General features: G+C 59.5%; 24 protein-coding genes. 10 read left to right on the forward strand and 14 right to left on the reverse strand.

Annotation, left to right across the window (positions count from 1 at the left end; translation table 11 throughout):
* The first annotated feature begins 117 nt into the window (after positions 1-117).
* A complete protein-coding gene (locus QA644_RS18115) occupies positions 118-549 on the forward strand; it encodes a hypothetical protein (RefSeq protein WP_074069937.1) in 432 nt (143 codons plus the stop codon).
* A gap of 6 nt (positions 550-555) precedes the next feature.
* Here the strand turns inward: QA644_RS18115 and QA644_RS18120 are convergent, their stop codons facing one another.
* Both QA644_RS18120 and QA644_RS18125 read right to left on the reverse strand, forming a co-directional pair.
* On the reverse strand, positions 556-1,197 hold the full coding sequence (locus QA644_RS18120) for a LysE family translocator (protein WP_194728391.1): 642 nt from the start codon (positions 1,195-1,197) through the stop codon (positions 556-558).
* A gap of 131 nt (positions 1,198-1,328) precedes the next feature.
* Positions 1,329-2,552, reverse strand: a complete 1,224-nt coding sequence (locus QA644_RS18125; protein WP_283069856.1) for an argininosuccinate synthase — start codon at positions 2,550-2,552, stop codon at positions 1,329-1,331.
* 178 nt (positions 2,553-2,730) lie between these two features.
* On the opposite strand from QA644_RS18125, the gene QA644_RS18130 reads away from it, so the two are divergent.
* Positions 2,731-3,585 (forward strand): SDR family NAD(P)-dependent oxidoreductase, encoded by an 855-nt coding sequence (locus QA644_RS18130; RefSeq protein WP_283069857.1) that lies wholly within the window; start codon positions 2,731-2,733, stop codon positions 3,583-3,585.
* Between the two features lie 79 nt (positions 3,586-3,664).
* The gene (locus tag QA644_RS18135; RefSeq protein ID WP_074069939.1) at positions 3,665-4,306 is read left to right on the forward strand and encodes a LysE family translocator; all 642 of its coding nucleotides are present in this window, start codon (positions 3,665-3,667) and stop codon (positions 4,304-4,306) included.
* A gap of 10 nt (positions 4,307-4,316) precedes the next feature.
* On the opposite strand, the gene QA644_RS18140 is transcribed toward QA644_RS18135, so the two are convergent.
* The 7 genes from QA644_RS18140 to QA644_RS18170 all read right to left on the reverse strand — a co-directional run bounded on the left by QA644_RS18140 (position 4,317) and on the right by QA644_RS18170 (position 10,216).
* Complete coding sequence (locus tag QA644_RS18140; protein WP_194728392.1) at positions 4,317-5,111, reverse strand: ABC transporter ATP-binding protein; 795 nt, start codon at positions 5,109-5,111, stop codon at positions 4,317-4,319.
* Positions 5,108-5,989, reverse strand: coding sequence for an ABC transporter permease (locus QA644_RS18145; RefSeq protein ID WP_074070462.1), 882 nt, complete (start codon positions 5,987-5,989; stop codon positions 5,108-5,110). Before QA644_RS18145 ends, QA644_RS18140 begins: the two co-directional genes overlap by 4 nt.
* A gap of 121 nt (positions 5,990-6,110) precedes the next feature.
* Positions 6,111-7,064: an ABC transporter substrate-binding protein gene (locus QA644_RS18150; RefSeq protein WP_194728393.1), complete on the reverse strand. Its 954-nt coding sequence runs from the start codon at positions 7,062-7,064 to the stop codon at positions 6,111-6,113.
* A gap of 90 nt (positions 7,065-7,154) precedes the next feature.
* Positions 7,155-8,384, reverse strand: coding sequence for a 23S rRNA (adenine(2503)-C(2))-methyltransferase RlmN (gene rlmN / locus QA644_RS18155; RefSeq protein ID WP_074069942.1), 1,230 nt, complete (start codon positions 8,382-8,384; stop codon positions 7,155-7,157).
* A gap of 227 nt (positions 8,385-8,611) precedes the next feature.
* Complete coding sequence (locus QA644_RS18160) at positions 8,612-9,127, reverse strand: invasion associated locus B family protein (RefSeq protein WP_074069943.1); 516 nt, start codon at positions 9,125-9,127, stop codon at positions 8,612-8,614.
* A 345-nt stretch (positions 9,128-9,472) separates the two neighbouring features.
* A complete protein-coding gene (locus tag QA644_RS18165) occupies positions 9,473-9,862 on the reverse strand; it encodes a YkvA family protein (protein WP_074069944.1) in 390 nt (129 codons plus the stop codon).
* 51 nt (positions 9,863-9,913) lie between these two features.
* On the reverse strand, positions 9,914-10,216 hold the full coding sequence (locus tag QA644_RS18170) for a 4a-hydroxytetrahydrobiopterin dehydratase (protein WP_283069859.1): 303 nt from the start codon (positions 10,214-10,216) through the stop codon (positions 9,914-9,916).
* A gap of 35 nt (positions 10,217-10,251) precedes the next feature.
* Between QA644_RS18170 and QA644_RS18175 the strand changes: the two genes are divergently transcribed.
* Positions 10,252-10,752 (forward strand): low molecular weight protein-tyrosine-phosphatase, encoded by a 501-nt coding sequence (locus QA644_RS18175; protein ID WP_283069860.1) that lies wholly within the window; start codon positions 10,252-10,254, stop codon positions 10,750-10,752.
* On the opposite strand, the gene thpR is transcribed toward QA644_RS18175, so the two are convergent.
* Positions 10,659-11,252, reverse strand: coding sequence for an RNA 2',3'-cyclic phosphodiesterase (thpR, locus tag QA644_RS18180; RefSeq protein ID WP_074070463.1), 594 nt, complete (start codon positions 11,250-11,252; stop codon positions 10,659-10,661). The genes QA644_RS18175 and thpR overlap by 94 nt on opposite strands.
* A 68-nt stretch (positions 11,253-11,320) precedes the next feature.
* Positions 11,321-11,965 carry an arylesterase gene (locus QA644_RS18185; RefSeq protein ID WP_194728397.1) on the reverse strand — a complete coding sequence of 215 codons (645 nt, stop codon included), beginning with the start codon at positions 11,963-11,965 and terminating at the stop codon, positions 11,321-11,323.
* 54 nt (positions 11,966-12,019) lie between these two features.
* On the opposite strand from QA644_RS18185, the gene QA644_RS18190 reads away from it, so the two are divergent.
* From QA644_RS18190 to QA644_RS18205, 4 genes are all read left to right on the forward strand, one after another.
* Positions 12,020-12,727 carry an ABC transporter ATP-binding protein gene (locus QA644_RS18190; protein ID WP_074069947.1) on the forward strand — a complete coding sequence of 236 codons (708 nt, stop codon included), beginning with the start codon at positions 12,020-12,022 and terminating at the stop codon, positions 12,725-12,727.
* On the forward strand, positions 12,724-15,267 hold the full coding sequence (locus tag QA644_RS18195; protein ID WP_074069948.1) for an ABC transporter permease: 2,544 nt from the start codon (positions 12,724-12,726) through the stop codon (positions 15,265-15,267). The genes QA644_RS18190 and QA644_RS18195 overlap by 4 nt, the downstream gene beginning before the upstream one ends.
* A gap of 179 nt (positions 15,268-15,446) precedes the next feature.
* Positions 15,447-16,175: a Bax inhibitor-1/YccA family protein gene (locus QA644_RS18200; RefSeq protein ID WP_022717367.1), complete on the forward strand. Its 729-nt coding sequence runs from the start codon at positions 15,447-15,449 to the stop codon at positions 16,173-16,175.
* Positions 16,176-16,276: 101 nt separating this feature from the next.
* Positions 16,277-16,834 (forward strand): GNAT family N-acetyltransferase, encoded by a 558-nt coding sequence (locus QA644_RS18205; protein ID WP_283069863.1) that lies wholly within the window; start codon positions 16,277-16,279, stop codon positions 16,832-16,834.
* Positions 16,835-16,839: 5 nt separating this feature from the next.
* On the opposite strand, the gene QA644_RS18210 is transcribed toward QA644_RS18205, so the two are convergent.
* From QA644_RS18210 to acnA, 3 genes are all read right to left on the reverse strand, one after another.
* Entirely contained in the window at positions 16,840-17,241 is a 402-nt protein-coding gene (locus tag QA644_RS18210) for a DUF2794 domain-containing protein (protein ID WP_074069950.1), read from the reverse strand.
* Between the two features lie 274 nt (positions 17,242-17,515).
* Positions 17,516-18,256 carry a thioredoxin family protein gene (locus QA644_RS18215; RefSeq protein ID WP_074069951.1) on the reverse strand — a complete coding sequence of 247 codons (741 nt, stop codon included), beginning with the start codon at positions 18,254-18,256 and terminating at the stop codon, positions 17,516-17,518.
* Between the two features lie 221 nt (positions 18,257-18,477).
* Complete coding sequence (acnA, locus tag QA644_RS18220) at positions 18,478-21,168, reverse strand: aconitate hydratase AcnA (protein ID WP_074069952.1); 2,691 nt, start codon at positions 21,166-21,168, stop codon at positions 18,478-18,480.
* 260 nt (positions 21,169-21,428) lie between these two features.
* On the opposite strand from acnA, the gene ccmA reads away from it, so the two are divergent.
* Both ccmA and ccmB read left to right on the forward strand, forming a co-directional pair.
* Positions 21,429-22,076 (forward strand): heme ABC exporter ATP-binding protein CcmA, encoded by a 648-nt coding sequence (gene ccmA, locus QA644_RS18225; protein ID WP_074069953.1) that lies wholly within the window; start codon positions 21,429-21,431, stop codon positions 22,074-22,076.
* Between the two features lie 145 nt (positions 22,077-22,221).
* On the forward strand, positions 22,222-22,881 hold the full coding sequence (gene ccmB, locus QA644_RS18230; RefSeq protein WP_074069954.1) for a heme exporter protein CcmB: 660 nt from the start codon (positions 22,222-22,224) through the stop codon (positions 22,879-22,881).
* Positions 22,882-22,908: the final 27 nt, after the last annotated feature.

Genomic DNA, 22,908 nt, shown 5'->3' on the forward strand with positions numbered 1-22,908 from the left:
TCGCAAGTTTTGACGGGCAAGAATTGATACATAAAAATTAACCAATCGTTAACGATTGACGCGACTCGCGCGCTGACGCTAGTTTCGAGCCACTCTTTCCGTAAGGGGACATGCGCCATGGAAATTTTTTCTGTGCGGTCTTCTCAGAGTTTGCTTTTTAAAAACAGCCAGAACAACGCAAAAAGTTCGAAGACCGAAGATATTGGAATCGACGCCGGAGCGGCAGCTTCAGCGATATTCAAGGTCGAAGACAATCGTGTCGAAGGGCCGGATTTCGCTGCCATGAGCCCGAGCGAGCTGCGTAGCCATGCGCGCCAAAGCTACGACAACGGCGGGATCGACCAGGACACGTTTGCGGCGATTTCCGAGCCGTTGCCGATGCATGCCATCGATGTGCAGGGCAATGTCATCGATCTGACCGGGATCACCGACGGCACGCTATTCAATTTCCGCGACTATTATGAAAACCAGCTGCAGATCGCCATGTCGATCGGCGATTCCGATAGCGTAAAGACGCTGAAATCGATCGTGAATTTCCTGAACGCGTAGGCGCCGTCAGGCCTTGCGCCATCCAAGCAGGCCGGGCGTTGCGTGCCAGAGAGCTTGGGCTGCAAATCCCATGAAGAGCACGCCGGAGCAGCGGACGATCAGCCGCTCATGCGCGCGGTAGAAACGCCGCACGGCGCCTGCGCCTATAATGGCGACAAGAATGAGATCGGCAGTCACGAAGCCTAGGAAGGATACGCTGAGAAGCAGCGGCAAAGCCTCGAAATCGAGCGCACCGGCCGAACCGGCAACCAGTGCCGTGAAGGTCGCCAGCGCCACCGGGTAGCCTTTCGGATTGGTCACGCCGAAAATCAGCCCGCGGCGAAAGGGCCGCTTCACCGTCACCAGGGCCTGCCCGTCGCCTTTCGGCTTGGCCGTTACCGCGCTCCAGCCGATCCAAGCGAGATAGAAACCGCAGAGCAATCCGAGCAGATCGAAGACGAAGGTGCCTATCGTTCTCGCGCCGACAATCGCAACCAGCGCCAGCGCCGACCAGAGAATATCACCGACAAGATGCCCCATCATGAAGAAGGCGCCAGCCTTTCGCCCCTGGCCGGCGCCGATGCCGAGAAGCTGAAGGAACGCAGGGCCTGGAATGAGCACATAAAAGAGAGCCGCCAGAAAGGCGCCGACGAGCAGGGATTGCGTCATGGCAAAAGCTCCGAAGGATCAAAGCCGCAGACTATGCTAACCCGGCAATCCGTCAAGCGTCGCAACACCCCAAAGAAGAGGCCCGCACGGCTTGGCCGTGCGGGCCTCTTTTCAAGCGTATTGTGACACGCTTAACGCTTGAGGTTGCGCTTGGCGAGTGTGCGCAGGCGCAGTGCGTTCAGCTTGATGAAGCCCGCCGCATCCTTCTGGTCGTAGGCACCCTGGTCGTCCTCGAAGGTGACCAGCTTGTCGGAATAAAGCGACTTCGGGCTCTCGCGACCAATGACCATGACATTGCCTTTGTAGAGCTTCAGCGTCACTTCGCCTTCGACATGCTCCTGGCTCTTGTCGATCAGCGCCTGCAGCATTTCCCGCTCCGGCGAGAACCAGAAGCCATAATAGATCAGCTCTGCGTAACGCGGCATCATCTCATCCTTGAGATGTGCTGCACCGCGGTCGAGCGTGATCGATTCGATCGCGCGATGCGCCGAAAGCAGGATCGTGCCGCCGGGCGTCTCATAGACGCCGCGCGACTTCATGCCGACGAAACGGTTTTCGACGAGGTCCAGACGGCCGATGCCGTTGTCACGGCCATAGCTGTTGAGCGTGGCGAGCAGTGTCGCCGGGCTCATGCGAACGCCGTTGATCGAAACTGCGTCGCCCTTCTCGAAACCGACCTTGATGACGGTTGCCTTGTCGGGCGCGGTTTCCGGAGAGATCGTGCGCATATGCACGTATTCCGGGGCTTCCTGCGCCGGATCCTCAAGAACCTTGCCCTCGGAGGACGAGTGCAGCAGGTTGGCGTCGACGGAGAACGGCGCTTCACCCTTCTTGTCCTTGGCAACCGGGATCTGGTGCTGTTCGGCAAATGCCAGCAGCTCGGTGCGGCTCTTGAACGCCCAGTCGCGCCACGGCGCGATGATCTTGATATCCGGGTTCAGCGCGTAGGCGGAAAGCTCGAAGCGGACCTGGTCGTTGCCCTTGCCGGTCGCGCCATGGGCGATCGCGTCGGCGCCGGTCTTGCGGGCGATATCGATCAGGTGCTTGGAAATCAGCGGTCGGGCGATCGACGTGCCAAGCAGATAGACGCCCTCATAGACAGCATTGGCGCGGAACATCGGGAAGACGAAGTCCTTTACGAACTCTTCGCGCACGTCCTCGACGTAGATTTCCTTGATGCCGAGCATCTCGGCCTTCTTGCGCGCCGGTTCGAGCTCTTCACCCTGCCCAAGGTCGGCCGTGAAAGTCACGACTTCGGCGCCGAGCTCGGTCTGCAGCCACTTCAGGATGATTGAGGTATCGAGACCGCCGGAATAGGCGAGCACGACTTTTTTCACGTCTTTCTTAGATGCCATGATGATGAGGTCCGTTGCATAATGGGCGGCAAAGCCCGGTGTCGCGGGCACTTTTAGCGAGATTGTCGCGTGACGCAAGGGCAAGGATTTTTGGGGCAGAGCAGGCTTGATGTTTGACAGCGCGAAACGCGCACCCATATCTGGCTGCGTCCGAATAATGATTGAGGAGGCCGGTCCCGTGACGAATATTCAGGAGATTCTCAAGAAGCCCAATGTTGCGGTGATCACCGGCGGCGCATCCGGCATCGGCCTTGCGGCGGCAAAGCGCTTTGCCAAGGCAGGTATGAGCGTCGTCATCGCCGACCTCGATGGCGACCGGCTGGCGACGGCTCGTGGCGAACTCGAAGCCATTGCCGGCCAGGAGCGTGTGATGGCAGTCGAGACGGACGTTTCCGACAAGTCTTCGCTGGAGGCGTTCGAACAAGCTGTCGTTCAGCGCTTCGGCCGCGTCCATGTGCTGATGAACAACGCCGGCATCGGTCCGGAAACCTCGATCTTCAGCGCTCAGGCAAACTGGGACAGCATCCTCGGGGTCAATCTCCTCGGCGTCATCAATGGCACGCGGGTCTTCGGAGCAAAGATGCTGGCACATGGCGAGCCCGGGCTCATCATCAACACCGGCTCCAAGCAGGGCATCACGACTCCTCCGGGCAATCCTGCCTACAATGTGTCGAAAGCAGGCGTGAAGGTTTTCACCGAAGCCCTCGAGCACGAACTGCGCAATACCGAAGGCTCGAAGATATCTGCCCACCTTCTGATCCCGGGCTTTGTCTTCACCGGCCTTACAAAGGGTGACCGCACCGAAAAGCCCGCGGCCGCCTGGACACCGGAACAGACCGTCGATTTCATGATCGAAAGCCTGGAGCGCGGCGATTTCTATATCCTCTGCCCGGACAACGACGTCGCCCGCCCCCTTGACGAGCGCCGCATGGCCTGGGCGATCGGCGACATCATCGAAAACCGCCCGCCGCTTTCGCGCTGGCACAAGGATTATGCCGGCAGGTTCAAGGCCTTCCTTGAAGAAAAGCGATAGGCGGATCATCAGGATTGATTGGTAATTTTCTGAAACTTGGATAAGAAAGACGAACTCTTATCAGCTTTCAGAGAGTGCCATGGATTTCCTGCCGAGCATTGCGACCCTTCTCGCCTTTTCCGCGGCCAGCCTGCTTCTTGCGGCCACGCCCGGACCGGACATGACGCTCTCGATCAGCCGCGCTCTGTCTCAGGGCAAGAAGCCGGCACTCTACGTCGTCTTGGGCACCAGCCTCGGCATCGTCGTTCATACGATGCTGGTTGCTTTCGGCATCTCGGCGCTGATCACCGCCTCGCCGACCGCCTTCCTGGTCCTCAAAACCGGAGGTGCTGCCTATCTTCTTTGGCTGGCTCTTCAAGCGATCCGTTTCGGTTCGAAGCTTTCCGTCGAGCAGGTCAGCGAAGCCAAGGGCACGCCGCTTTCCAATATTTCCGTCGGCTTTTGGGTCAATCTTCTGAACCCGAAAGTCATCATCTTCTTCATGACCTTCCTGCCGCAATTCGTAAGCGCGGGCGATCCGGCGGTCACGCACAAGCTGCTCTTCCTCGGCTTTTTCTTCATCCTCATCGGCATGCCGGTGAACGCCCTTGTGGTTCTCGCTTCCGACTGGCTTGCGGGCTGGCTGCAGAAGAACAGGAAGATCCTGCGCGGAATGGACTACACTTTCGCGGGGGTCTTCTCGATCTTCGCCGTAAAGATATTTCTCACGCAGGCACGCTGATCGCGCCCGCTCAGCCGATCAGCAGTGCATCATCGTCGAGCGTCTGTCCGCGCATCTTGCGGAACATCGCGATCAGGTCTTCGACTTGCAGATCCTTGCGACTGTCGCCGCTGACGTCCAGCACGATTTCGCCGCCATGCAGCATGACCGTGCGGTGTCCGTAGTCCAGCGCCTGGCGCATGGAATGGGTCACCATCAGCGTGGTCAGCTTGCGATCTGAGACGATCTTGTCCGTGAGGCTCATGACAAATTCCGCCATGCCTGGATCAAGTGCGGCCGTATGTTCGTCGAGCAGCAAGACCTCCGAGCCTGCCAGCGTCGCCATGACCAGGGAAACCGCCTGCCGCTGGCCGCCGGAAAGCAGATCCATGCGATCAGCCATACGATTTTCGAGACCGAGGTTCAGTTCGCTGATCCGGTCGCGGAAAAGATCGCGGCGCTTGGAGCCGAGGGCCGCCACCAATCCGCGCCGCTCGCCGCGCCGAGCGGCAAGAGCAAGATTCTCCTCTATCGACAAGGAGCCGCAGCTTCCCGTCAGCGGATCCTGGAAGACGCGTGCGACAAGCCCCGCCCGCGCAGCCGTCTGCTTGCGCGTCACGTCGATATCGCCGATCAGCACCTTCCCCTCGCTTGCCAGAACGTCGCCGGCGAGAACGCCGAGCAGCGTCGATTTGCCCGCACCGTTGGAGCCGATGACGGTCACGAAGGAGCCCTGCTCGATGGCCAGGCTGACGCCGTTTAGCGCCCGCTTCTCCAGCGGCGTGCCCTTCCCGAAAACGACCTTGATATCCTTAATGCTGATCATGATGGGGCTCCTCCGCGGCGAAGTCGGGGAAGAATGAGCGCGATGGTCACGAGAACCGCCGTCACGAAATTGAGGTCCGAGGCCTGGAGACCGATCATGTCGGTGGAAAGCGCCAGTTGAATGGCTATGCGGTAGATGATCGAGCCGAAGACACAGCCGATGAGCGCAATCAACAACCCGCGGCGGCCCAGCAGCGTTTCACCGATGATCACGGCGGCAAGGCCGACCACGATGGTACCGACGCCGGACGTCACATCGGCAAAACCGTTCGTCTGCGCAAAGAGCGCGCCGCCGAGCGCGACGAGAGCATTCGACATCGCCATGCCAAGGTAGATCTGTCTGCTGGTGTCGACGCCCTGCGCCCGCGCCATCCGCGCATTTGCACCCGTTGCCCGCATCGCAAGCCCGGCATCGCTTTCGAGGAACCGCCAGACCACGATCAACGCGATGACGACGAGAACGCCGACAAAGAGCGGCCGGACGTAGAAGTCGCGAAGGCCATGACCGAAGAACGGACTGATCATCGTATCGGCATTGATCAACGCGACATTGGGTTTGCCCATGACGCGCAGATTGACCGAGAAGAGCGCAATCATGGTGAGGATCGAGGCAAGCAGGTTGAGAATCCGAAAGCGCACATTGAGGAGCGCCGTCACGACGCCGGCTGCAGCACCGGCGATCATCGCAACCAGCGCTGCCAGCCAAGGATTGACGCCGGCAATGATCAGAACCGCTGTCACCGCCGCGCCGAGGGGAAAGGAGCCATCCACCGTCAAATCGGGGAAATCGAGGACGCGGAAGGCGAGATAAACGCCAAGAGCAACGAAGGCGTAGACAAGCCCAAGCTCCACGGCACCCCAAAATGCGATCTCACTCAAGGCGGTCGACCCTCTTTTCTTCGTTTTGCCCGTCCATCGTAAGGGCATGAATATCATCAGCCGCTCCCGTTTAGAAACAGGAGCGGCCGAGCGCAATATCGATAATGGCGAAAGCTGGTGGTTATTCGATGACGCGATTGGCGCGTTTGAGAACGCTTTCCGGTAGCTTAACGCCCATCTTCTGAGCCGCGGCGCTGTTGATGATGAGATCGCTGCCGGCGGCAACCTTAACCGGAATATCACCCGGATTTTCGCCCTTCAGGACACGAACCACGACATCGCCGGTCTGCTTGCCAACGTCGTAATAGTTGAAACCGAGCGCTGCGATCGAGCCGCGTGAGACGGAATCCGTATCCGCCGTAAAGAGCGGCAGCTTGCTTTCTTCGGCAACGGCTACGGCACCCTCCAACGCCGAGATGATCGTGTTGTCGGTCGGGACGTAGATCGCATCGGCACGGCCGACCAGCGCGCGCGCAGCACCCTGGACTTCCGCAGACTTCGTCGCTGCGGACTCAACAACGCCCATACCGGCCTTCTCCGCCTCAGCCTTCAGGGCCGCAAGCAACGAGACGGAATTGGCTTCCCCGGAATTGTAAAGGTAACCGATCGTCTTGGCGGCAGGCAGGATCTCCTTGATCAGCGCAACATGTTCGGCAACCGGCGACATATCGGAAAGGCCGGTGACGTTGCCGCCGGGCTTGTCCATATCCTTGACGAGCTGGGCGCCGAGCGGATCGGAAACGGCAGTGAAGACCACTGGAATGTCGCGGGTCGCGGAAACCACAGCCTGCGCCGACGGCGTGGAGATCGGCACGATGACGTTCGGATCCTCGCCTGCGAACTGGCGGGCGATCTGCGCTGCGGTGGCAGGATTTCCCTGTGCGGATTCAAAGAGGAACGTGAGATTCTCACCTTCCTTATAGCCTGCCGCGGCAAGCGTATCCTGGACGCCCTTGCGCACGGCATCGAGCGCCGGGTGCTCGACGATGGCCGTCACAGCGACCGTGACGCCGTCAGCCTTGGCAGGCAAGGTAAGGGCAAGAACCGCCGCGACGGCGAGCGAGATCAAACGCATGAGAGTCCTCCATCGATAATGAGGGGGTTCTAGGAAAACCCCGCGCCGCAATCAATCGCAAAGAACTGCTGCAAGGATCAAACTTGCTGATCAGTCGTCCACGCCGTGATTGGCGATCATCATCGCCTCGAATGCCAGGCGTTCGGTCTTGCGCATGCGCTCGGATTCCGATTTCAGCTGGCCGCAAGCGGCGAGAATGTCGCGGCCGCGCGGCGTACGGATTGGCGAGGCGTAACCTGCCGAATTGATGAAATCGGCAAACTTCTCGATCTGCGCCCAGTCAGAGCACTGGTAGTTCGTGCCCGGCCAGGGATTGAACGGGATCAGGTTGATCTTGGCAGGCACGCCTTTCAGGAGCTGGATCAGCCCCTTGGCATCTTCCAAACTGTCGTTGACGTCCTTCAGCATTACATATTCGAAGGTGATGCGGCGTGCATTCGAAAGCCCTGGATAGGCCCGGCAGGCCTCGATCAGCTCCTTCAGCGGATACTTCTTGTTGATCGGTACGAGAATGTCGCGCAGGTCGTCGCGCACGGCATGCAGCGAGATCGCCAGCATGACGCCGATCTCGTCTCCAGTGCGGAAAATCTCGGGCACGACGCCGGAGGTGGAAAGCGTGACGCGGCGCTTCGACAGCGAAAGCCCGTCGCCATCCGTGGCGATCAGCAGTGCCTGCTTGACCGCATCGAAATTGTAGAGCGGCTCGCCCATTCCCATCATGACGATGTTGCTGACCTTGCGGCCTTCCGACGGTACCATGGCGCCGACGGGAATATCGCGGTCCGGGAAATCGCCAAGCCGGTCGCGGGCAAGCAGGAGCTGCGAGAGGATTTCTTCCGCTGTCAGGTTACGCACCAGCCGCTGCGTACCGGTATGGCAGAAGGAACAGGTCAGGGAACAGCCGACCTGGCTGGAGATGCAGAGCGTGCCACGACCTTCTTCCGGGATATAGACGGTTTCAACTTCGACGGGACGGCCGGCGCCGCGCGGCGGAAAGCGCAGCAGCCACTTGCGGGTGCCGTCATTGGAAACCTGCTCTTCGACAATCTCCGGGCGCGCAATGGTGAAATGCTGCTTCAGCATCTCTCGCATGTCCTTGGCGATATTCACCATCTGGTCGAAATCGGAGATGCCGCGCACATAAATCCAGTTCCAGAGCTGGCTGACGCGCATCTTCACCTGTTTGTCGGCAACGCCCCTCTCGCGAAGAGCATTACCCATTTCCTCGCGGCTCAAGCCTATCAGCGAGGGCTTCGGCGAAAGCTCTGTGCGCGGCTGCCCGGCAGGCTTGGTGATGGTCACGGCATCCATGACGGACATGGTCTCTTATCCCGAAATCAAACTGCGCTCATCCCGGTAAGCCGGAAGACTTGGCGGGCGGCATCGGCAGTTGGCAGAAAATTGAATGACGGAGCAGCAGCATATGCCGCGATCTTTCCGCAGTTGCGCGCGGCTTTATCATCATTTTCGCCGCGCGTCACTATAGATGGAAACGCCAAAGGCCGGCGCAAGGCCGGCCCTTGAACTTCAAGACAGAGCAAGGTGGCTTACTTGCAGGCTTCGATCTGCTTCAGCGAAGCGGAGATACCGGAGAGCGAGTAGCTGTAGGATGTGGCAGTGCCTCGGCGAGACGTCGCATTGACCGTCATCGACTTGCCGCCCTTCATGGCTGCCACAAGCGCAGGTTCCTGCGCCGCGTTCTCGACCCAGCCGGCTTTATCCTTGGTGAACATGACGAAGGTCTTGTTGTCGATGACGACTTCGATCTTCGAACCGTCCTTGACCGTGTAGCCCATCATCGCTTGCGGCTCATAGGAGATGTTCTGGCCAGGACGCTGCGAGACGATGAAGAAGTTGTCGCCGTGGTCAATGCCAGCCGGCTTCTTTTCGGTCGGCACGGACAGCACATAGCAAACATTGCCGGTGCCCTGCTTATAGGAATAGGCGCCCCAGGCCTGGAATTGCTGGATGCGTGTCGGCGCAGCAGCAGTCTGCTGTGCTCCTGCAGCTCCGGCCGTGATGAGAACGAGTGCGAGAGCGGATACGATACTTTTTACAAACATGGATTTCCTGCCGGTTCTTGCGATTCAGCGCCCTGTCGGAGCGAGCGGCGTCTTCGTCACGATCTGCTTTATTTTGACTTAATTCAGGTTACCAAAGCGTCAACGGAGCCTGCGAATTGTCTCCACGTGTGTCATTCCGGCCTGAGCCTGAGTGTTAACCTATGACGCGATTGCGCTCCGCGACGATATTCTGCCCTGATGGCGTGATGCCATCCCTTCGAGGAGATTTAAGACATAAAGATTCAGGCAAGAGTTTGACCTTCCAAAATTCCGTTGCAGGGTCATTAAGACACTGGAAATCCGTCAAAGAATTGCCTGCGCAAACGTGCTGGAAGCCGAAATGGCCTAGATCGTTTTCATGCCTTCCGGCTGATCGGCAAGCGCGCGATCCGCCGCCTCGTAGTGCTTCGCTTTCATATGGCTGCTGACCATTGCGAAAGCCGCGGAGAGCACCGCAATATCGTCCGAGAAGCCGATCAGCATAAAGAGGTCCGGGACCAGGTCGAAAGGCAGGATGAAATAGGCGAGAGCCGCAAGCAGGATGCCGCGCACGCGCGTCGGCGTTTCCGGATCGAGCGCGCAATAGAAGCCTGCGACAAGATCCCGTGAAAACGGAATCTGCCGCACTGCCCGCTTGAAGGTCGGCCAGAACTTTTTCCGCACAGCCTTCTCCCGCCGGCTCTGGGTATCTTCGTCCCCGGGCAGCAGGATTTCACCGAATTTGACCTCGTCCATTCCCGTTTTCCCTTTGGTGCATGCGAAGATATGGTGATGGCTTTAACAGATTCAATCAATCTGCCCGGCGGCCTTGTCCATCGCCTTGGCAAGCTTGAAGTCGAGTTCGGTCAATCCACCTGCATCATGCGTGTTCAGCTTCACCTCGACCCTGCAATAGACATTGAACCATTCCGGATGGTGGTTGAGCTTTTCTGCCGCAAGCGCCGCCTTCGTCATGAAGCCGAAGGCTTCGACGAAGCTTGCGAATTTGAAGGTTTTCGAGATCGATGCCCAACCATCATCCAACGACCAACCCGCCAATCCGGCAAGCTGGCTGTCGATCGCGCTCCGTTCCAGTTTCTCCTGTTTCATGTCATCGTGCTCCATCTCTTCAGTCAGGTCTCTTCATGAAACGCGTCAGCATTCTCTTTGTTTGCATGGGCAATATCTGCCGCTCTCCGCTCGCCGAAGGCGTTTTCGCTCATATTGCAAGGGAGAGCGGTCTTGCCGATCGGTTCAAGATTGACTCAGCAGGTACCGGCGGCTGGCATCAAGGCAAACAGCCCGATAGGCGCTCGATCGCAATCGCACGCGCCCACGGCATTGACATTACAGGGCAACGTGCACGCCGTGTCCGCCTTGAGGATTTCGAAGAGTTCGATCTTGTCCTCGCAATGGACCGCGCCAATATTGCCGAACTTCGCGCGATGGCGCCGGGCGCAGGCAACATAATGCTTTTCGGCGATACCGCGCTTCAGACTGGCGAAGATATTCCGGACCCCTACTTTGGTGGCCCAGAAGGCTTCGAATTGATCTATACGAGGCTTTTGACCGGCTGCATCGCATTGGTGGACAAGTTCGGCGCCGACCAAGCCTCGCTCAGCGGGAACACTTCTTCCGTCAGATAGGGCCCGCCGCCGACCGATTCGCGCGAAGAAAGCAGCACGAAGCGTGGAACGGTGAAGGATGACGTCTGGAAGTTGCCTCGGCTGGAAAGGTAGTGGACGACGTCATCGACGCGCGAGGACTTCATCCGCGCCAGCGTCACATGCGGGGTAAATTTTCGGGGATCCGGCGGCAGGCCGATCCGCTGGCAGATGCGCTCGATTTCAGCCTGTAGCGCATACATTTCCGGCGAGGGCGAAACGCCTGCCCAGACGGAATGCGGTTTCTTCGAGCCGAAAGAGCCGATGCCGTCAAGGCGGATCTGAAATTCGGGCCGATCGATCCGGTCCAGGCGCTCAACGATCTCGTCAGCAGTGCGTCCATCGACATCGCCGATGAAGCGCAGCGTGATGTGGTAGTTCTCCACATCGATCCATCTTGCACCGGGAAGACCACCGCGCAGCAATGAAAGGCTCATCGCCGCATTGCGCGGAATTTCGAGGGCGGTAAACAGTCTCGGCATGACGAGCACTCCCCGAATCTTTTGCAGGTGCTCACACGGAATCACGCATTCGACACCCGCGCAAGCCCCTATTTCTTCACAGTAGAAATCGTCCCGATGAATTCCGTGACAGCCGGTTCCATCTTCTGAACCATGACATCAATGCCCTTTGCGTTCGGATGCATTCCATCGTCCAGCTTCAGACTGGTGTCCATCACGACCCCGTCAAGGAAAAAAGGGTAAAGCGGAACCTGATGTTTTTCCGCGAGTTTTTGGTAGATTGGATTGAAACGCGCAGCATAGTCCCCACCCATGTTCGGCGGCGCCATCATGCCCACGAGCAGCACGGCGATGCCGCGATCCTTTAGCCGGGCAATCATCGCGTCCAAGTTCTTTTCGCTCTCTTCCGGGGCAATACCGCGCAACGCGTCGTTGGCGCCAAGCTCCAAGATGACGCCGTTGGTGCCATCGGGGACCGACCAATCGATTCGCGCCAGCCCACCGGTCGTCGTGTCCCCGGAAACGCCGGCATTGGCGATCGAAACATCGACGCCTTGGGCCTTCAAGGCCGCTTGCAGCTTCTCCGGAAAGCCGTCGCCGGGCGGCAATTGGTAGCCTGCCATCAGGCTGTCGCCGAAGCCGACAAGGTTGATCGTCGCAGCATTGGCACTCGTCCCGAAAATCAACGAAGCGGCAATGACAGCGATGTGAAGCGCGGCAACTTTAAATCTCATGCTGCTTTCCCTAGATTGGCAAGGTCTTTGCAATTCATATAGGGCGATTTTCTGTTGGCAAAAACCATCATCGAGCTCAAGCAGGCAGATTTGACACTGGGCAACGCGGCAGCCTCCGTTCATGTCTTGAAGGGCATCGACCTTTCGGTCGCCGCCGGCGAGTCGGTCGGCATCGTCGGTCCGTCCGGCTCGGGAAAGTCCACGCTGCTGATGGTCCTCGCCGGCCTTGAGAGGCTCGATAGCGGCGAGATCAATATAAACGACACGCCGTTGCACGCCCTCAGCGAAGATCAGGTCGCCGATTTCCGTGGCCGCAATATCGGCATCGTTTTCCAGTCGTTCCATCTGATCGCCAATATGACGGCACTTGAAAACGTCGCAGTCCCGCTTGAACTCGCAAACGTGCCGAACCCCTTCGACATCGCCCGTCGTGAGTTGAAATCGGTCGGGCTCGGCGAGCGGCTGAGCCACTACCCGGGCCAGCTTTCGGGCGGCGAACAGCAGCGCGTCGCCATCGCGCGCGCTCTTGCGCCTTCGCCAGCCCTCCTCATCGCCGACGAACCGACCGGTAATCTCGACACCGATACCGGCCGCCAGATCGCCGATCTGCTCTTTTCCAAGCAGGCCGAACGCGGCATGACACTGCTGCTCGTCACGCATGACGTCTCGCTTGCCAATCGCTGCTCGCGGCAGATCAAAGTCCGTTCCGGCAAGATCGAAGGCGATAGCGCGGCGCGCCATTCCGAAGCGGCCATCGCATGAAGCTTGTCGCCCCGCGCACCGCGCTTGCCTTCCGCCTTGCCCTTCGCGAACTCCGCGGCGGTTTCCGGGGCTTTTACATCTTCCTTGCCTGTATCGCACTCGGCACCGGTGCGATCGCCGCCGTCAATTCCATCTCGCAGTCGATCACCGACTCGATCGCCTCCCAGGGCCAGGAACTGCTCGCCGGTGACGTCCGCTTCGAGCTGAACAACCGTGAAGCAACCCAGCCGGAGATGAATTTCCTGCGGGGCCTCGGCCAGGTTTCCATCTCAACCGGTCTTCGTTCCATGGCACGAAAGCCAGACGGGTCGGATCAAGCGCTCGTCGAGGTCAAGTCGGTGGATGATACCTATCCGCTCTATGGCAAATTCACGGCCGAACCGGATTACCCCCTTTCGGCTCTGCTTTCCGATCAGAACGGAACCTATGGCGCCGTTGCGGCACCTCTCCTGCTGGAGCGGCTCGGTCTTGCAGTCGGCGACGAGATACTGCTCGGCAATGCCACCCTCAGCATCACAGGTCAGGTGAAGACCGAGCCGGACGCGCTTTCAGAAGGTTTCGGATTTGCGCCACGGCTGGTGGTCAGCCGCCAGGCCCTGGTTGCTTCCGGACTCATCCAGACCGGCAGCCTTGTCGAGCATGTCTACAAGATTAAGCTCGATGCCCCCTCCGAGCGCGGGAGCGTGCGCGACCGCGCCACCAGGGAGTTCCCATCGGCGGGCTGGTCGATCCGAACCAGCGACCGCGCGGCCCCGTCTCTCACCGAAAATATTACCCGCTTCTCGCAATTCCTGACGCTCGTCGGCCTGACCGCACTCATCGTCGGCGGTGTCGGCGTCGCCAACGCCGTGCGCGCCTTTCTGGATGCGAAGCGCACGACGATCGCGACATTCAAATGCCTGGGGGCACCTGCTGGCGTCGTCGTCCTCGTTTATCTCTTCCAGATTGCGATCATCGCATTCGCCGGCATCCTGTTCGGCCTCGTCATCGGCGCCTTGTCGCCGATGCTTGCCGCGCAATTCCTGGCACAATTCCTGCCGGTTTCCACCGAACCGACGCTCTATCCGGACGCGCTGCTGCTCGCCGCACTCTTCGGCATCCTGACGACGCTCGCCTTCGCTATCATGCCGCTCGGCCATGCCCGGGAAGTGCCTGCAACTGCGCTCTTCCGCGAACAGGGTTTCGAGGCACGCCGCCTGCCCTCGTTGCCTTACATTTTGCTGGCCGCGCTCTTCATGGCTGGGCTTGCCGGTCTTGCGATCGTTACCGCCTACGACCGATACATCGCCGTCATCTTCGTCGGCGCGATTGTCTTTGCCTTCGTCATCTTGCGCGCCGTTGCAGCACTGATCGCCTGGCTCGCCAAGCGCAGCCCGCGTGTCAATTCACCAGCGCTCAGGCTTGCCATCGGCAACATCCATCGCCCCGGCGCACTGACGCCGTCCGTCGTCCTCTCGCTCGGCCTCGGCCTCGCGCTATTGGTCACCTTGACGCTCATCGACGGCAACCTGCGCCGGCAATTGACCGGCCGCATGGCAAACGGCGCACCGAATTTCTTCTTCGTCGACATTCAGAGCGCCGAGGTCGAAAACTTCCGAAGCCTGATCAGCCGGCAGGCGCCGGAAGGCAAGCTCGTGGAAGTGCCGATGCTGCGGGGCCGCATTCTGGCGCTGAACGGCAAGGACGTAACCAAGATCCAGGTGCCGCCCGGCGGCCAATGGGTGCTGCGCGGCGACCGCGGCATCACCTATTCCCAGACGATACCGGAAAACGCCTCGCTGACAGAGGGAAGCTGGTGGCCGCAGGACTACAGCGGCGAACCGCTTGTCTCCTTCTCCTCGGAAGAAGCCAGGGAACTCGGCCTCAAAATCGGCGATACCGTCACCGTAAATGTGCTCGGCCGTAACCTGACGGCCAGGATCGCAAACCTGCGGAAAGTCGAGTGGGAATCGCTATCGATCAATTTCGTCATGGTCTTCTCGCCGAATACCTTCCGCGGCGCTCCGCATGCTTGGCTGGCAACGCTTACCGATCCCTCGGCGACACCGGCGATAGAAGCGGCTATCCTGAAATCCGTGACCAATACGTACCCGACGATCACCAGCGTGCGCGTCAAGGACGCAATCGATATTGTCAACACGCTGGTCGCGCAGCTCGCAACCGCGATCCGCGCCGCGGCCTCCGTTGCGCTCATCTCCTCCGTTCTGGTGCTTGCCGGCGCGCTTGCCGCCGGCAACCGGGCCCGAACACACGACGCCGTCGTCCTGAAGACGCTTGGCGCGACGCGGGCAATGCTCATCCGCGCCTTCAGCTACGAATATCTGATCCTGGGGGTTGCAACAGCGGTCTTTGCATTGATCGCCGGTGGCGCTGCGGCCTGGTTCATCGTCAGCCGCATCATGCGGATGCCTTCGACCTTCCTGCCGGATGTCGCCGGCCTCACGCTGGTCACCGCGCTGGTCCTGACAGTCGGCATCGGGCTCATCGGCACCTGGCGCATTCTTGGCCAGAAGGCAGCACCCGTTTTGCGCGAACTATGAATCTGCGGCTGATAAAATCACTTCACCTTACGGCGATTTAACCCGATCGCGGGTTGCAAGGGCCTTGTTTGCAAAAGGCGAAAGGCTCATATTACCGGTAGGCATGCTGGAGCTCCGCAGCGGCGCCCGGGTCGTATAGCCCGACACCGTATACCCATCGGAGCTTTTAAGAGGAAACTATGGCTGACCTTCGTAACTACCAAAGCCGCGCACAAACTGGCGAGATGATCGATCAGGGCCTGCGCTCCTATATGCTCAAGGTCTACAACCTGATGGCGCTGGGTCTGGCGATCACGGGTGTAGCGGCATTTCTGTCATTCCAGCTCGCTTTTGCCGATGGTCAATTGACCGCCTTCGGCCAGGCGATCTATGTGAGCCCGCTGAAGTGGGTCGTGATCTTCGCTCCGCTGGCTCTGGTGTTTTTCTTAAGCTTCCGGATCGGCCGCATGAGCGTTTCCGCAGCGCAGACGACCTTCTGGGTCTATGCCGCGCTGGTCGGATTGTCGCTCTCGTCGCTGCTGCTGATCTACACGGGCGAGAGCGTCGTTCAGACGTTCTTCATCACGGCAGCCTCCTTCGGCGCACTGTCGCTCTACGGCTACTCGACAAAGCGTGACCTGTCGGCGATGGGCTCGTTCTTGATCATGGGCCTCTTCGGCCTGATCATCGCTTCGCTCGTCAACATTTTCCTGGCCTCCTCTGCGATGCAGTTCGCGATCTCAGTGATCGGCGTCCTGATCTTCGCAGGCCTTACTGCCTACGATACGCAGCGAATCAAGGAAATGTACTTCGAAGCCGATGACGTTGCCGTCGCCGGCCGGAAGGCGATCATAGGGGCGCTGACGCTCTATCTCGACTTCATCAACCTCTTCATGTTCCTGTTGCAGTTCCTTGGCAACCGCAGGTAAGTGGACAGCATCACTGAAAAGGCGGCTCCGGCCGCCTTTTTTATTGCACGTCGAGCGATGGAGTGTTTTCTAAAGGCATTCATCAATGACCGGCCGATCCAATGCCTTTCTTTCTTCGTGACGCCACTCCTTCCGACCTTCCCGCAATCTCGGAAATCTATCGCGAATCAGTCCTCAACGGCGTCGCGAGCTACGAGATCATCCCGCCTTCGGAATCCGAAATGGCCTCTCGCTTCTCTGCAAATACCAGTCTTGGGTATCCCTATATCGCGGCGGTTGATGAGAATGGAGCCTTGCTCGGCTATGCTTATACTTCCGCCTTCCGCACCCGGCCTGCCTATCGCTGGACTGTGGAGGATTCAATCTATCTCGCGCCTACAGCGCGCGGCCTTGGCATTGGCCGGGCACTGCTAACAGCGCTGATTTCACGCTGCACGGAACTCGGCTTCCGCCAGATGGTAGCCATCATCGGCGGCGCCCATCCGGCTTCGATCGCGCTTCACGGCGCATTGGGTTTCGAAGAGACCGGCCTGCTGAAGGGTACCGGCTACAAACACGGCCGCTGGCTCGACACGATGATCATGCAGCGGCCGCTCGGCGATGGCAAAGACAGCGATCCTAACCCGTCGGTCTATCCCGGCACGCTGTTTGACGGCTGACGCCGTTACGTCTCGACGAGTTTGAGAACCTTGTTGAAGACCTTCAACACCTGCTGCAGGTCATGGCCGCGCTTGAGGATCATGCCGTTTGCATTGATCACGCAATAAGCGCCCTGCTTGGCGGCGAGCCTCGGATCTTTCTCGATGCGGAAAAGCGGCATCTCGCCTGAACGTTTGAACACGGCGAAGACCGCCTTCTCCTTCAGATGGTCGATCGCGTAATCTTTCCACTCGCCTTCGCCAACCATCCTTCCGTAGATCCACAAAATCGCATCCAACTCGCGACGATGAAAGGTCACCGGCGGCGGGTCCTTGCTTTGCTTGTACTCTTTTAAATCGACGACGACCGAGGAACTACTACTGGCGGAACGGGCGTCGCCATGCCGCAAATCCGGCTGATCTGTCATCAGTCTCCCAAGCCTCCACTTATGACAGGAGAACGACAGTTTGCCCGAGCCACATCAAATTGCAAGTGCAGCTACCATCACATTAAACATATGCTATGCAATCTCCCAAGCGCCGCATTTCAGTCAAAACAGCGCCTCATTTCCGGAGGAAATTCGCTCACTGATTTGGCGCCAGCGCGCCAAAGGGCCCGGCTGAGCGTATCGACCTTAACCCCAGCCCCGAATACGATCAGCCGGGCCGCCTCGTTCCATCCGCCTCGAAGCGGTAAACCGATCAGATATTCTTGCCTGCCATGACGATAGTTGCGCCGACGATCGCAGCCGGATCGCCGTCCGTTGTCGTCGCCTGAAGCAGGATGGCGCAACCCTCCAGTCCTGGCTTCTGCAGAACGCTTGCGGGCAGCGTCAGGCTTGCCGCCTTGCCATCCCACATGCCGACTGTTTCGACATCGCTGACGCTGTTGAGATAGGAAATCTTCTTGCCGCTGTTTTCGCCCTTTTCGACGTCGATCGTCTTTTCCTTGTCGAAATAGACGAGCACGACATTGGCCTTACCTTCGCCGGCGCCGATCTTGATCTCGAGCTCGTCGCCGCGCAGCTGCGCGTCCACGGGCACGGTCAAGCCTTTGCCTTCCGTCGAAAATGTATCGATCTTGCCATAGATGGCGGAAAGGTCCGAGCCAGTCAGGTGATCGCGGCCGTTCACCACGACCTGCGGTGTGTAGACGTTGCTGCGGCCCATCATCCGAGCATAACCATATTGGCGCTCGGTGTTTTCCTTCGAACTGAGCGTGTCCGTCCACCCAAGATAATTCCAGTAGTCCACATGATAGGCGAGTGCGATGACATCGCCCTGGCCAACCAGCTTCCGGAAGGCTGCATCGGCGGGAGGACAGGACGAGCATCCCTGCGAGGTGAAAAGTTCAACGACGCCTTTCAGTTTGCCATCTTCGGCATGAAGCGGCGCTGTAAGCACCATACCGGCGACCAGCGAAATCAAAAAACGCGGCGACATTCCAACCTCTTTTCCAGAGACGCGCAGCAGACCGAATACCGCAGGCCCTGACTTACGCCCGTAGAGATAATCCTTCCGACTGCAAACGGGAAGTCACGAAGGGGTGAGACGCCGCCCGTCGGCATCGCTGCTAGAACACATCGGCGTGAGATGGAAACCCGCAAAGAAAAACCGCCGGAGATTGCTCTCCGGCGGCCATTATGTGCCCTGTTTCTTAACAATCAGGCAGCGAGATCGCGCAGAACCGTCTGCAGGATGCCGCCGTTGTTGAGGTAGATCACTTCGTCGAGCGTATCGACGCGCGACAGGAGGGGAACCTCCTTCACCGTGCCGTCGCTGTAGGTGATCTTGGCGATCTTCTTCTCGCGCGGCTTGATGTTTTCCAGGTCCTCGATGGTAACGGTCTCATCACCCTTGAGGCCAAGGCTCTGCCAGGTCGTGCCGTCTTCGAAGACGAAGGGGATGACACCCATTCCGACCAGGTTCGAGCGGTGGATACGCTCGAAGGACTGCGCGATAACGGCCTTGACGCCGAGCAGGTTGGTGCCTTTCGCCGCCCAGTCGCGCGACGAACCGTTGCCGTATTCGACACCGGCGAAAATGACGAGCGGAACGCCCTCTGCCTTGTACTTCATGGCGGCGTCGTAGATCGATTCCTCTTCCTTCGACGGATAGTGGATCGTGTAGCCGCCTTCCTTGCCGTTCGGGCCGAGCATGTGGTTGCGGATGCGGATGTTGGCGAAGGTGCCGCGCATCATCACTTCATGGTTACCGCGGCGCGTGCCGTACTGGTTGAAGTCCGCGACCCCGACATTGTGCTCGAGCAGATAAGAACCGGCCGGCGACGCAGCCTTGATCGAACCGGCCGGAGAAATGTGGTCGGTGGTGATCTTGTCGCCGAACAGGCCTAGGACGCGGGCACCCTTGATGTCCGAGGTGCCGCTGCCCTTCTTGCCCATGCCAACGAAGTAAGGCGGGTTCTGGACGTAGGTCGAGTCGTCGTCCCAGGCGTAGGTCTGCCCCGGAGGAACCTGGACAGCCTGCCAGTTTTCATCACCCTTGAAGACATCCGCATACTTCGTTTCGTAAAGTTCGCGGGTGACGTACTTGAGGATGAACTCCTGAACTTCCTTCGAGGTCGGCCAGATGTCCTTGAGATAGACCGGCTTGCCGTTCTGGTCTTCGCCGATCGGCTCCTTGGTCAGGTCCTTCTGGACCGTGCCGGCGAGCGCGTAGGCAACGACGAGCGGCGGGGATGCCAGATAGTTCGCCTGGACATCCGGCGAGATACGGCCTTCGAAGTTGCGGTTGCCCGAAAGCACGCCCGAAACGATGAGGCCCTTGTCGTTGATCGTCTTCGAGACCGGCGCCGGCAGCGGGCCGGAATTGCCGATGCAGGTCGTGCAGCCGAAGCCGACGAGGTTGAAGCCGAGCTTGTCCAGGTCGGCCTGCAGGCCGGACTTGGCAAGATATTCGCCGACGACCTGCGATCCAGGCGCCAGCGAAGTCTTGACCCAGGGCTTGGTCTTCAGGCCCTTGGCAACGGCGTTGCGGGCGAGCAGGCCGGCAGCAATCAGAACCGACGGGTTGGAGGTATTGGTGCAGGATGTGATGGCGGCAATGGCAACGTCGCCATGGCCGAGATCGAAGTCCGTACCTTCGACCGCATAACGGTTCGAAAGCTGGCCGGGCTTCTTGTAGTCGGCGTCCATCGACGTGGCGAAACCGGACGCGATGTCTTCGAGCGCGATGCGGCCCTCAGGACGCTTCGGACCTGCCATCGACGGCACGACGTCGCCGAGGTCGAGCTCCAGCGTGTCGGTGAAGACGAGGTCGGAACCATCGCCTTCGCGCCACATGCCTTGCGCCTTCGAATAGGCTTCAACGAGCGCGATCCGGTCATGCGTGCGGCCGGACATGGTGAGGTAGTTGACGGTTTCGCCGTCGACGGGGAAGAAGCCACAGGTCGCGCCGTATTCCGGACCCATGTTGCCGATCGTCGCGCGATCGGCGAGCGGCATGTTGTCCATGCCGGGGCCGAAGAACTCGACGAACTTCGAAACGACGCCCTTCTTGCGCAGCATCTGCACGACGGTCAGAACGAGGTCCGTCGCCGTGACGCCTTCCTTGAGCTTGCCGGTGAGCTTGAAGCCGATGACTTCCGGCAGGAGCATCGACACCGGCTGGCCGAGCATGGCGGCTTCTGCTTCGATACCGCCGACGCCCCAGCCCAGAACGCCGAGGCCGTTGATCATCGTCGTGTGCGAGTCGGTACCGACGCAGGTGTCCGGATAGGCGATCGTCTCACCGTCCTCATCCTTCGTCCACACGGTCTGGCCGAGATATTCGAGATTGACCTGGTGACAGATGCCGGTGCCGGGAGGAACGACGCGGAAATTCTTGAATGCCTGCTGGCCCCACTTCAGGAAGCGGTAGCGCTCGCCGTTGCGCTGGTATTCAAGTTCGACGTTCTTGGCGAAGGCCTGCGGCGTACCGAATTCATCGACGATGACGGAATGGTCGATGACGAGGTCGACGGGCACGAGCGGGTTGATCTTTTCAGGATCGCCGCCGAGCGAGACCATTGCGTCGCGCATCGCAGCAAGGTCGACCACCGCCGGAACGCCAGTAAAGTCCTGCATCAGCACGCGCGCCGGGCGATAGGCGATTTCGTTTTCGACGGAGCCCTTGTTGTTCAGCCATTCGGCGACCGCGAGGATGTGCTCCTTGGTGACCGACTGGCCGTCTTCGAAGCGCAGCAGGTTCTCGAGCAGAACCTTCATCGAATAGGGAAGCTTCGACACGCCCTTAAGACCGTTCGCTTCAGCCTTCGGTAGGCTGTAATAGACGTAGTCCTTTCCGTTCACGGAAAGCGTGGAGCGACAATTGAAGCTGTCAAGAGATTTAGACACGAGAGACCCCGTTTCTGATAGCCAACACAGTCGTGCGGACGCCTATGCACTAATGCACATCAGGATGCGGGTACGGCCATTTCCGCTGTCCGCACGTGGAGAGGTTTCTCCAAGTTCGGCGCAAGGATGAAATTCACGCCGGCCGCTGGCGTGGTTGCGGGTCTTATAGATAATTTCTAAGAAAGGTGCCAGAGAGGGCTCGGCCCATTTGGGACATTTTTTGCGTCGCGGTGACTAAAAACTTATTGAACGGAAAACCTATGCATCTCGACGCCTCCAATCTCGCTGCCAGGCGGGGCGAAGACCTGATTTTCGCAGACGTATCCTTTCGCCTCGACGCAGGCGAAGCGCTGGTTTTGACTGGGAAAAACGGATCGGGAAAGTCGACTTTGCTGCGCGTCGTGGCCGGTCTTTTAAGGCCTGAAAGGGGCACAGTTCAATTCACTGATTCGCGTGGTGAAACGGACCGGATTCCGCGCGAGGTCAGCCACTATCTCGGCCACCGCAACGCGATGAAAAGCGAGCTAACCGTTTCCGAAAATCTCGCCTTCTGGCAAAACTTTCTCGGCGACGTCCTCGGCGCCTCGGAACTGTCGATCGAAGACGCCGCCGAGGCCGTCGGCCTTTCGGACATTACGCATCTTCCCTTCGGTTATCTCTCCGCCGGCCAGCAACGCCGCTTTGCCTTCGCCAAGCTGCTCGTTGCCTACCGCCCGGTCTGGATTCTCGACGAACCGACCGCAGCACTCGATGCCAGCGCCGACCGCTTGTTTGCCGGTCTCATCGACGCCCACCGGAGAAAGGGCGGCATCGTTGTCGCCGCGACCCATCAGCCGCTCGGGCTTGAGAGTGCCCGGGCATTGAAGATGACGGGGTTTGCGGGCGTGGATCGAGGAGTTTGGGGTTGATGACGCTTGTGGCACACCAGGACAACGCTACAGCTTGCGGAACGGATATTTGTAGGCAGCAAACGGCGCTGCACGTTAGCCCCTTCCTCTTGTGGGGAGGGGTTGGGGAGGGGTCCTTGGTCATCCGCGAAGAGGGACACCTCAAATGACCGCCCTCTTCTTCCGCGATCTGAAGCTCTCCATCCGCGCCGGCGGCGGCGCTCTCATCGGCGTGTTGTTTTTCCTCACCGTCGTCGCTGTCATCCCGTTCGGCGTCGGGCCGGACCTGAACCTGCTTTCCAGAATCGGCCCCGCCATCGTCTGGATTGGCGCGCTGCTTGCGGCTTTGCTGGGTCTTGACCGGCTTTTCCAAGCCGAACGCGACGACGGTTCGCTGGACTTGATGCTGATGCAGGAAACGCCTCTCGTGCTGACGGTTCTTGTCAAATGCTTCGCGCATTGGACGGCGACGAGCCTGCCATTGGTGATTGCCTCCCCGTTCCTTGGTCTCTTCATGAACATGGACGAGGTCGCGATCGGTGCGACGATGCTGACGCTCTTGGCCGGCTCGCCCGCCATCACCTTCATCGGCGCCGTCGGCGCGGCTGTCGCCGTCGCCCTTCCGCGCGGCGGGCTGCTGGTCTCGATCCTTGTTCTGCCATTGACCATTCCGGTGCTGATCTTCGGCGTCAGCGCCACCTATGCGGCAGTTGAAGATCCGGCACCTTTCATGCCGCCCTTCCTCATTCTGATCGCATTGACGATGTTCTTTGCCGTCATCGGTCCGGCAGCCGCAGCACTTGCGCTGCGAAACACATCGGATTGATCGGCTCTTTGAGAGCGATCAATTGCG

This window comes from Rhizobium sp. CC1099, from assembly GCF_029714385.1.
In the GTDB taxonomy this organism is placed as follows: Bacteria; Pseudomonadota; Alphaproteobacteria; order Rhizobiales; family Rhizobiaceae; genus Rhizobium.

Bases quoted from the DNA above. Each gene is read 5' to 3' on its own strand.
- QA644_RS18115 (WP_074069937.1), top strand. From the start codon at position 118: ATGGAAATTTTTTCTGTGCGGTCTTCTCAGAGTTTGCTTTTTAAAAAC.
- QA644_RS18120 (WP_194728391.1), bottom strand. From the start codon at position 1,197: ATGACGCAATCCCTGCTCGTCGGCGCCTTTCTGGCGGCTCTCTTTTAT.
- QA644_RS18125 (WP_283069856.1), bottom strand. From the start codon at position 2,552: ATGGCATCTAAGAAAGACGTGAAAAAAGTCGTGCTCGCCTATTCCGGC.
- QA644_RS18135 (WP_074069939.1), top strand. From the start codon at position 3,665: ATGGATTTCCTGCCGAGCATTGCGACCCTTCTCGCCTTTTCCGCGGCC.
- QA644_RS18140 (WP_194728392.1), bottom strand. From the start codon at position 5,111: ATGATCAGCATTAAGGATATCAAGGTCGTTTTCGGGAAGGGCACGCCG.
- QA644_RS18150 (WP_194728393.1), bottom strand. From the start codon at position 7,064: ATGCGTTTGATCTCGCTCGCCGTCGCGGCGGTTCTTGCCCTTACCTTG.
- rlmN (WP_074069942.1), bottom strand. From the start codon at position 8,384: ATGTCCGTCATGGATGCCGTGACCATCACCAAGCCTGCCGGGCAGCCG.
- QA644_RS18160 (WP_074069943.1), bottom strand. From the start codon at position 9,127: ATGTTTGTAAAAAGTATCGTATCCGCTCTCGCACTCGTTCTCATCACG.
- QA644_RS18165 (WP_074069944.1), bottom strand. From the start codon at position 9,862: ATGGACGAGGTCAAATTCGGTGAAATCCTGCTGCCCGGGGACGAAGAT.
- QA644_RS18170 (WP_283069859.1), bottom strand. From the start codon at position 10,216: ATGAAACAGGAGAAACTGGAACGGAGCGCGATCGACAGCCAGCTTGCC.
- QA644_RS18175 (WP_283069860.1), top strand. From the start codon at position 10,252: ATGAAACGCGTCAGCATTCTCTTTGTTTGCATGGGCAATATCTGCCGC.
- thpR (WP_074070463.1), bottom strand. From the start codon at position 11,252: ATGCCGAGACTGTTTACCGCCCTCGAAATTCCGCGCAATGCGGCGATG.
- QA644_RS18185 (WP_194728397.1), bottom strand. From the start codon at position 11,965: ATGAGATTTAAAGTTGCCGCGCTTCACATCGCTGTCATTGCCGCTTCG.
- QA644_RS18195 (WP_074069948.1), top strand. From the start codon at position 12,724: ATGAAGCTTGTCGCCCCGCGCACCGCGCTTGCCTTCCGCCTTGCCCTT.
- QA644_RS18200 (WP_022717367.1), top strand. From the start codon at position 15,447: ATGGCTGACCTTCGTAACTACCAAAGCCGCGCACAAACTGGCGAGATG.
- QA644_RS18205 (WP_283069863.1), top strand. From the start codon at position 16,277: ATGCCTTTCTTTCTTCGTGACGCCACTCCTTCCGACCTTCCCGCAATC.
- QA644_RS18210 (WP_074069950.1), bottom strand. From the start codon at position 17,241: ATGACAGATCAGCCGGATTTGCGGCATGGCGACGCCCGTTCCGCCAGT.
- QA644_RS18215 (WP_074069951.1), bottom strand. From the start codon at position 18,256: ATGTCGCCGCGTTTTTTGATTTCGCTGGTCGCCGGTATGGTGCTTACA.
- ccmA (WP_074069953.1), top strand. From the start codon at position 21,429: ATGCATCTCGACGCCTCCAATCTCGCTGCCAGGCGGGGCGAAGACCTG.
- ccmB (WP_074069954.1), top strand. From the start codon at position 22,222: ATGACCGCCCTCTTCTTCCGCGATCTGAAGCTCTCCATCCGCGCCGGC.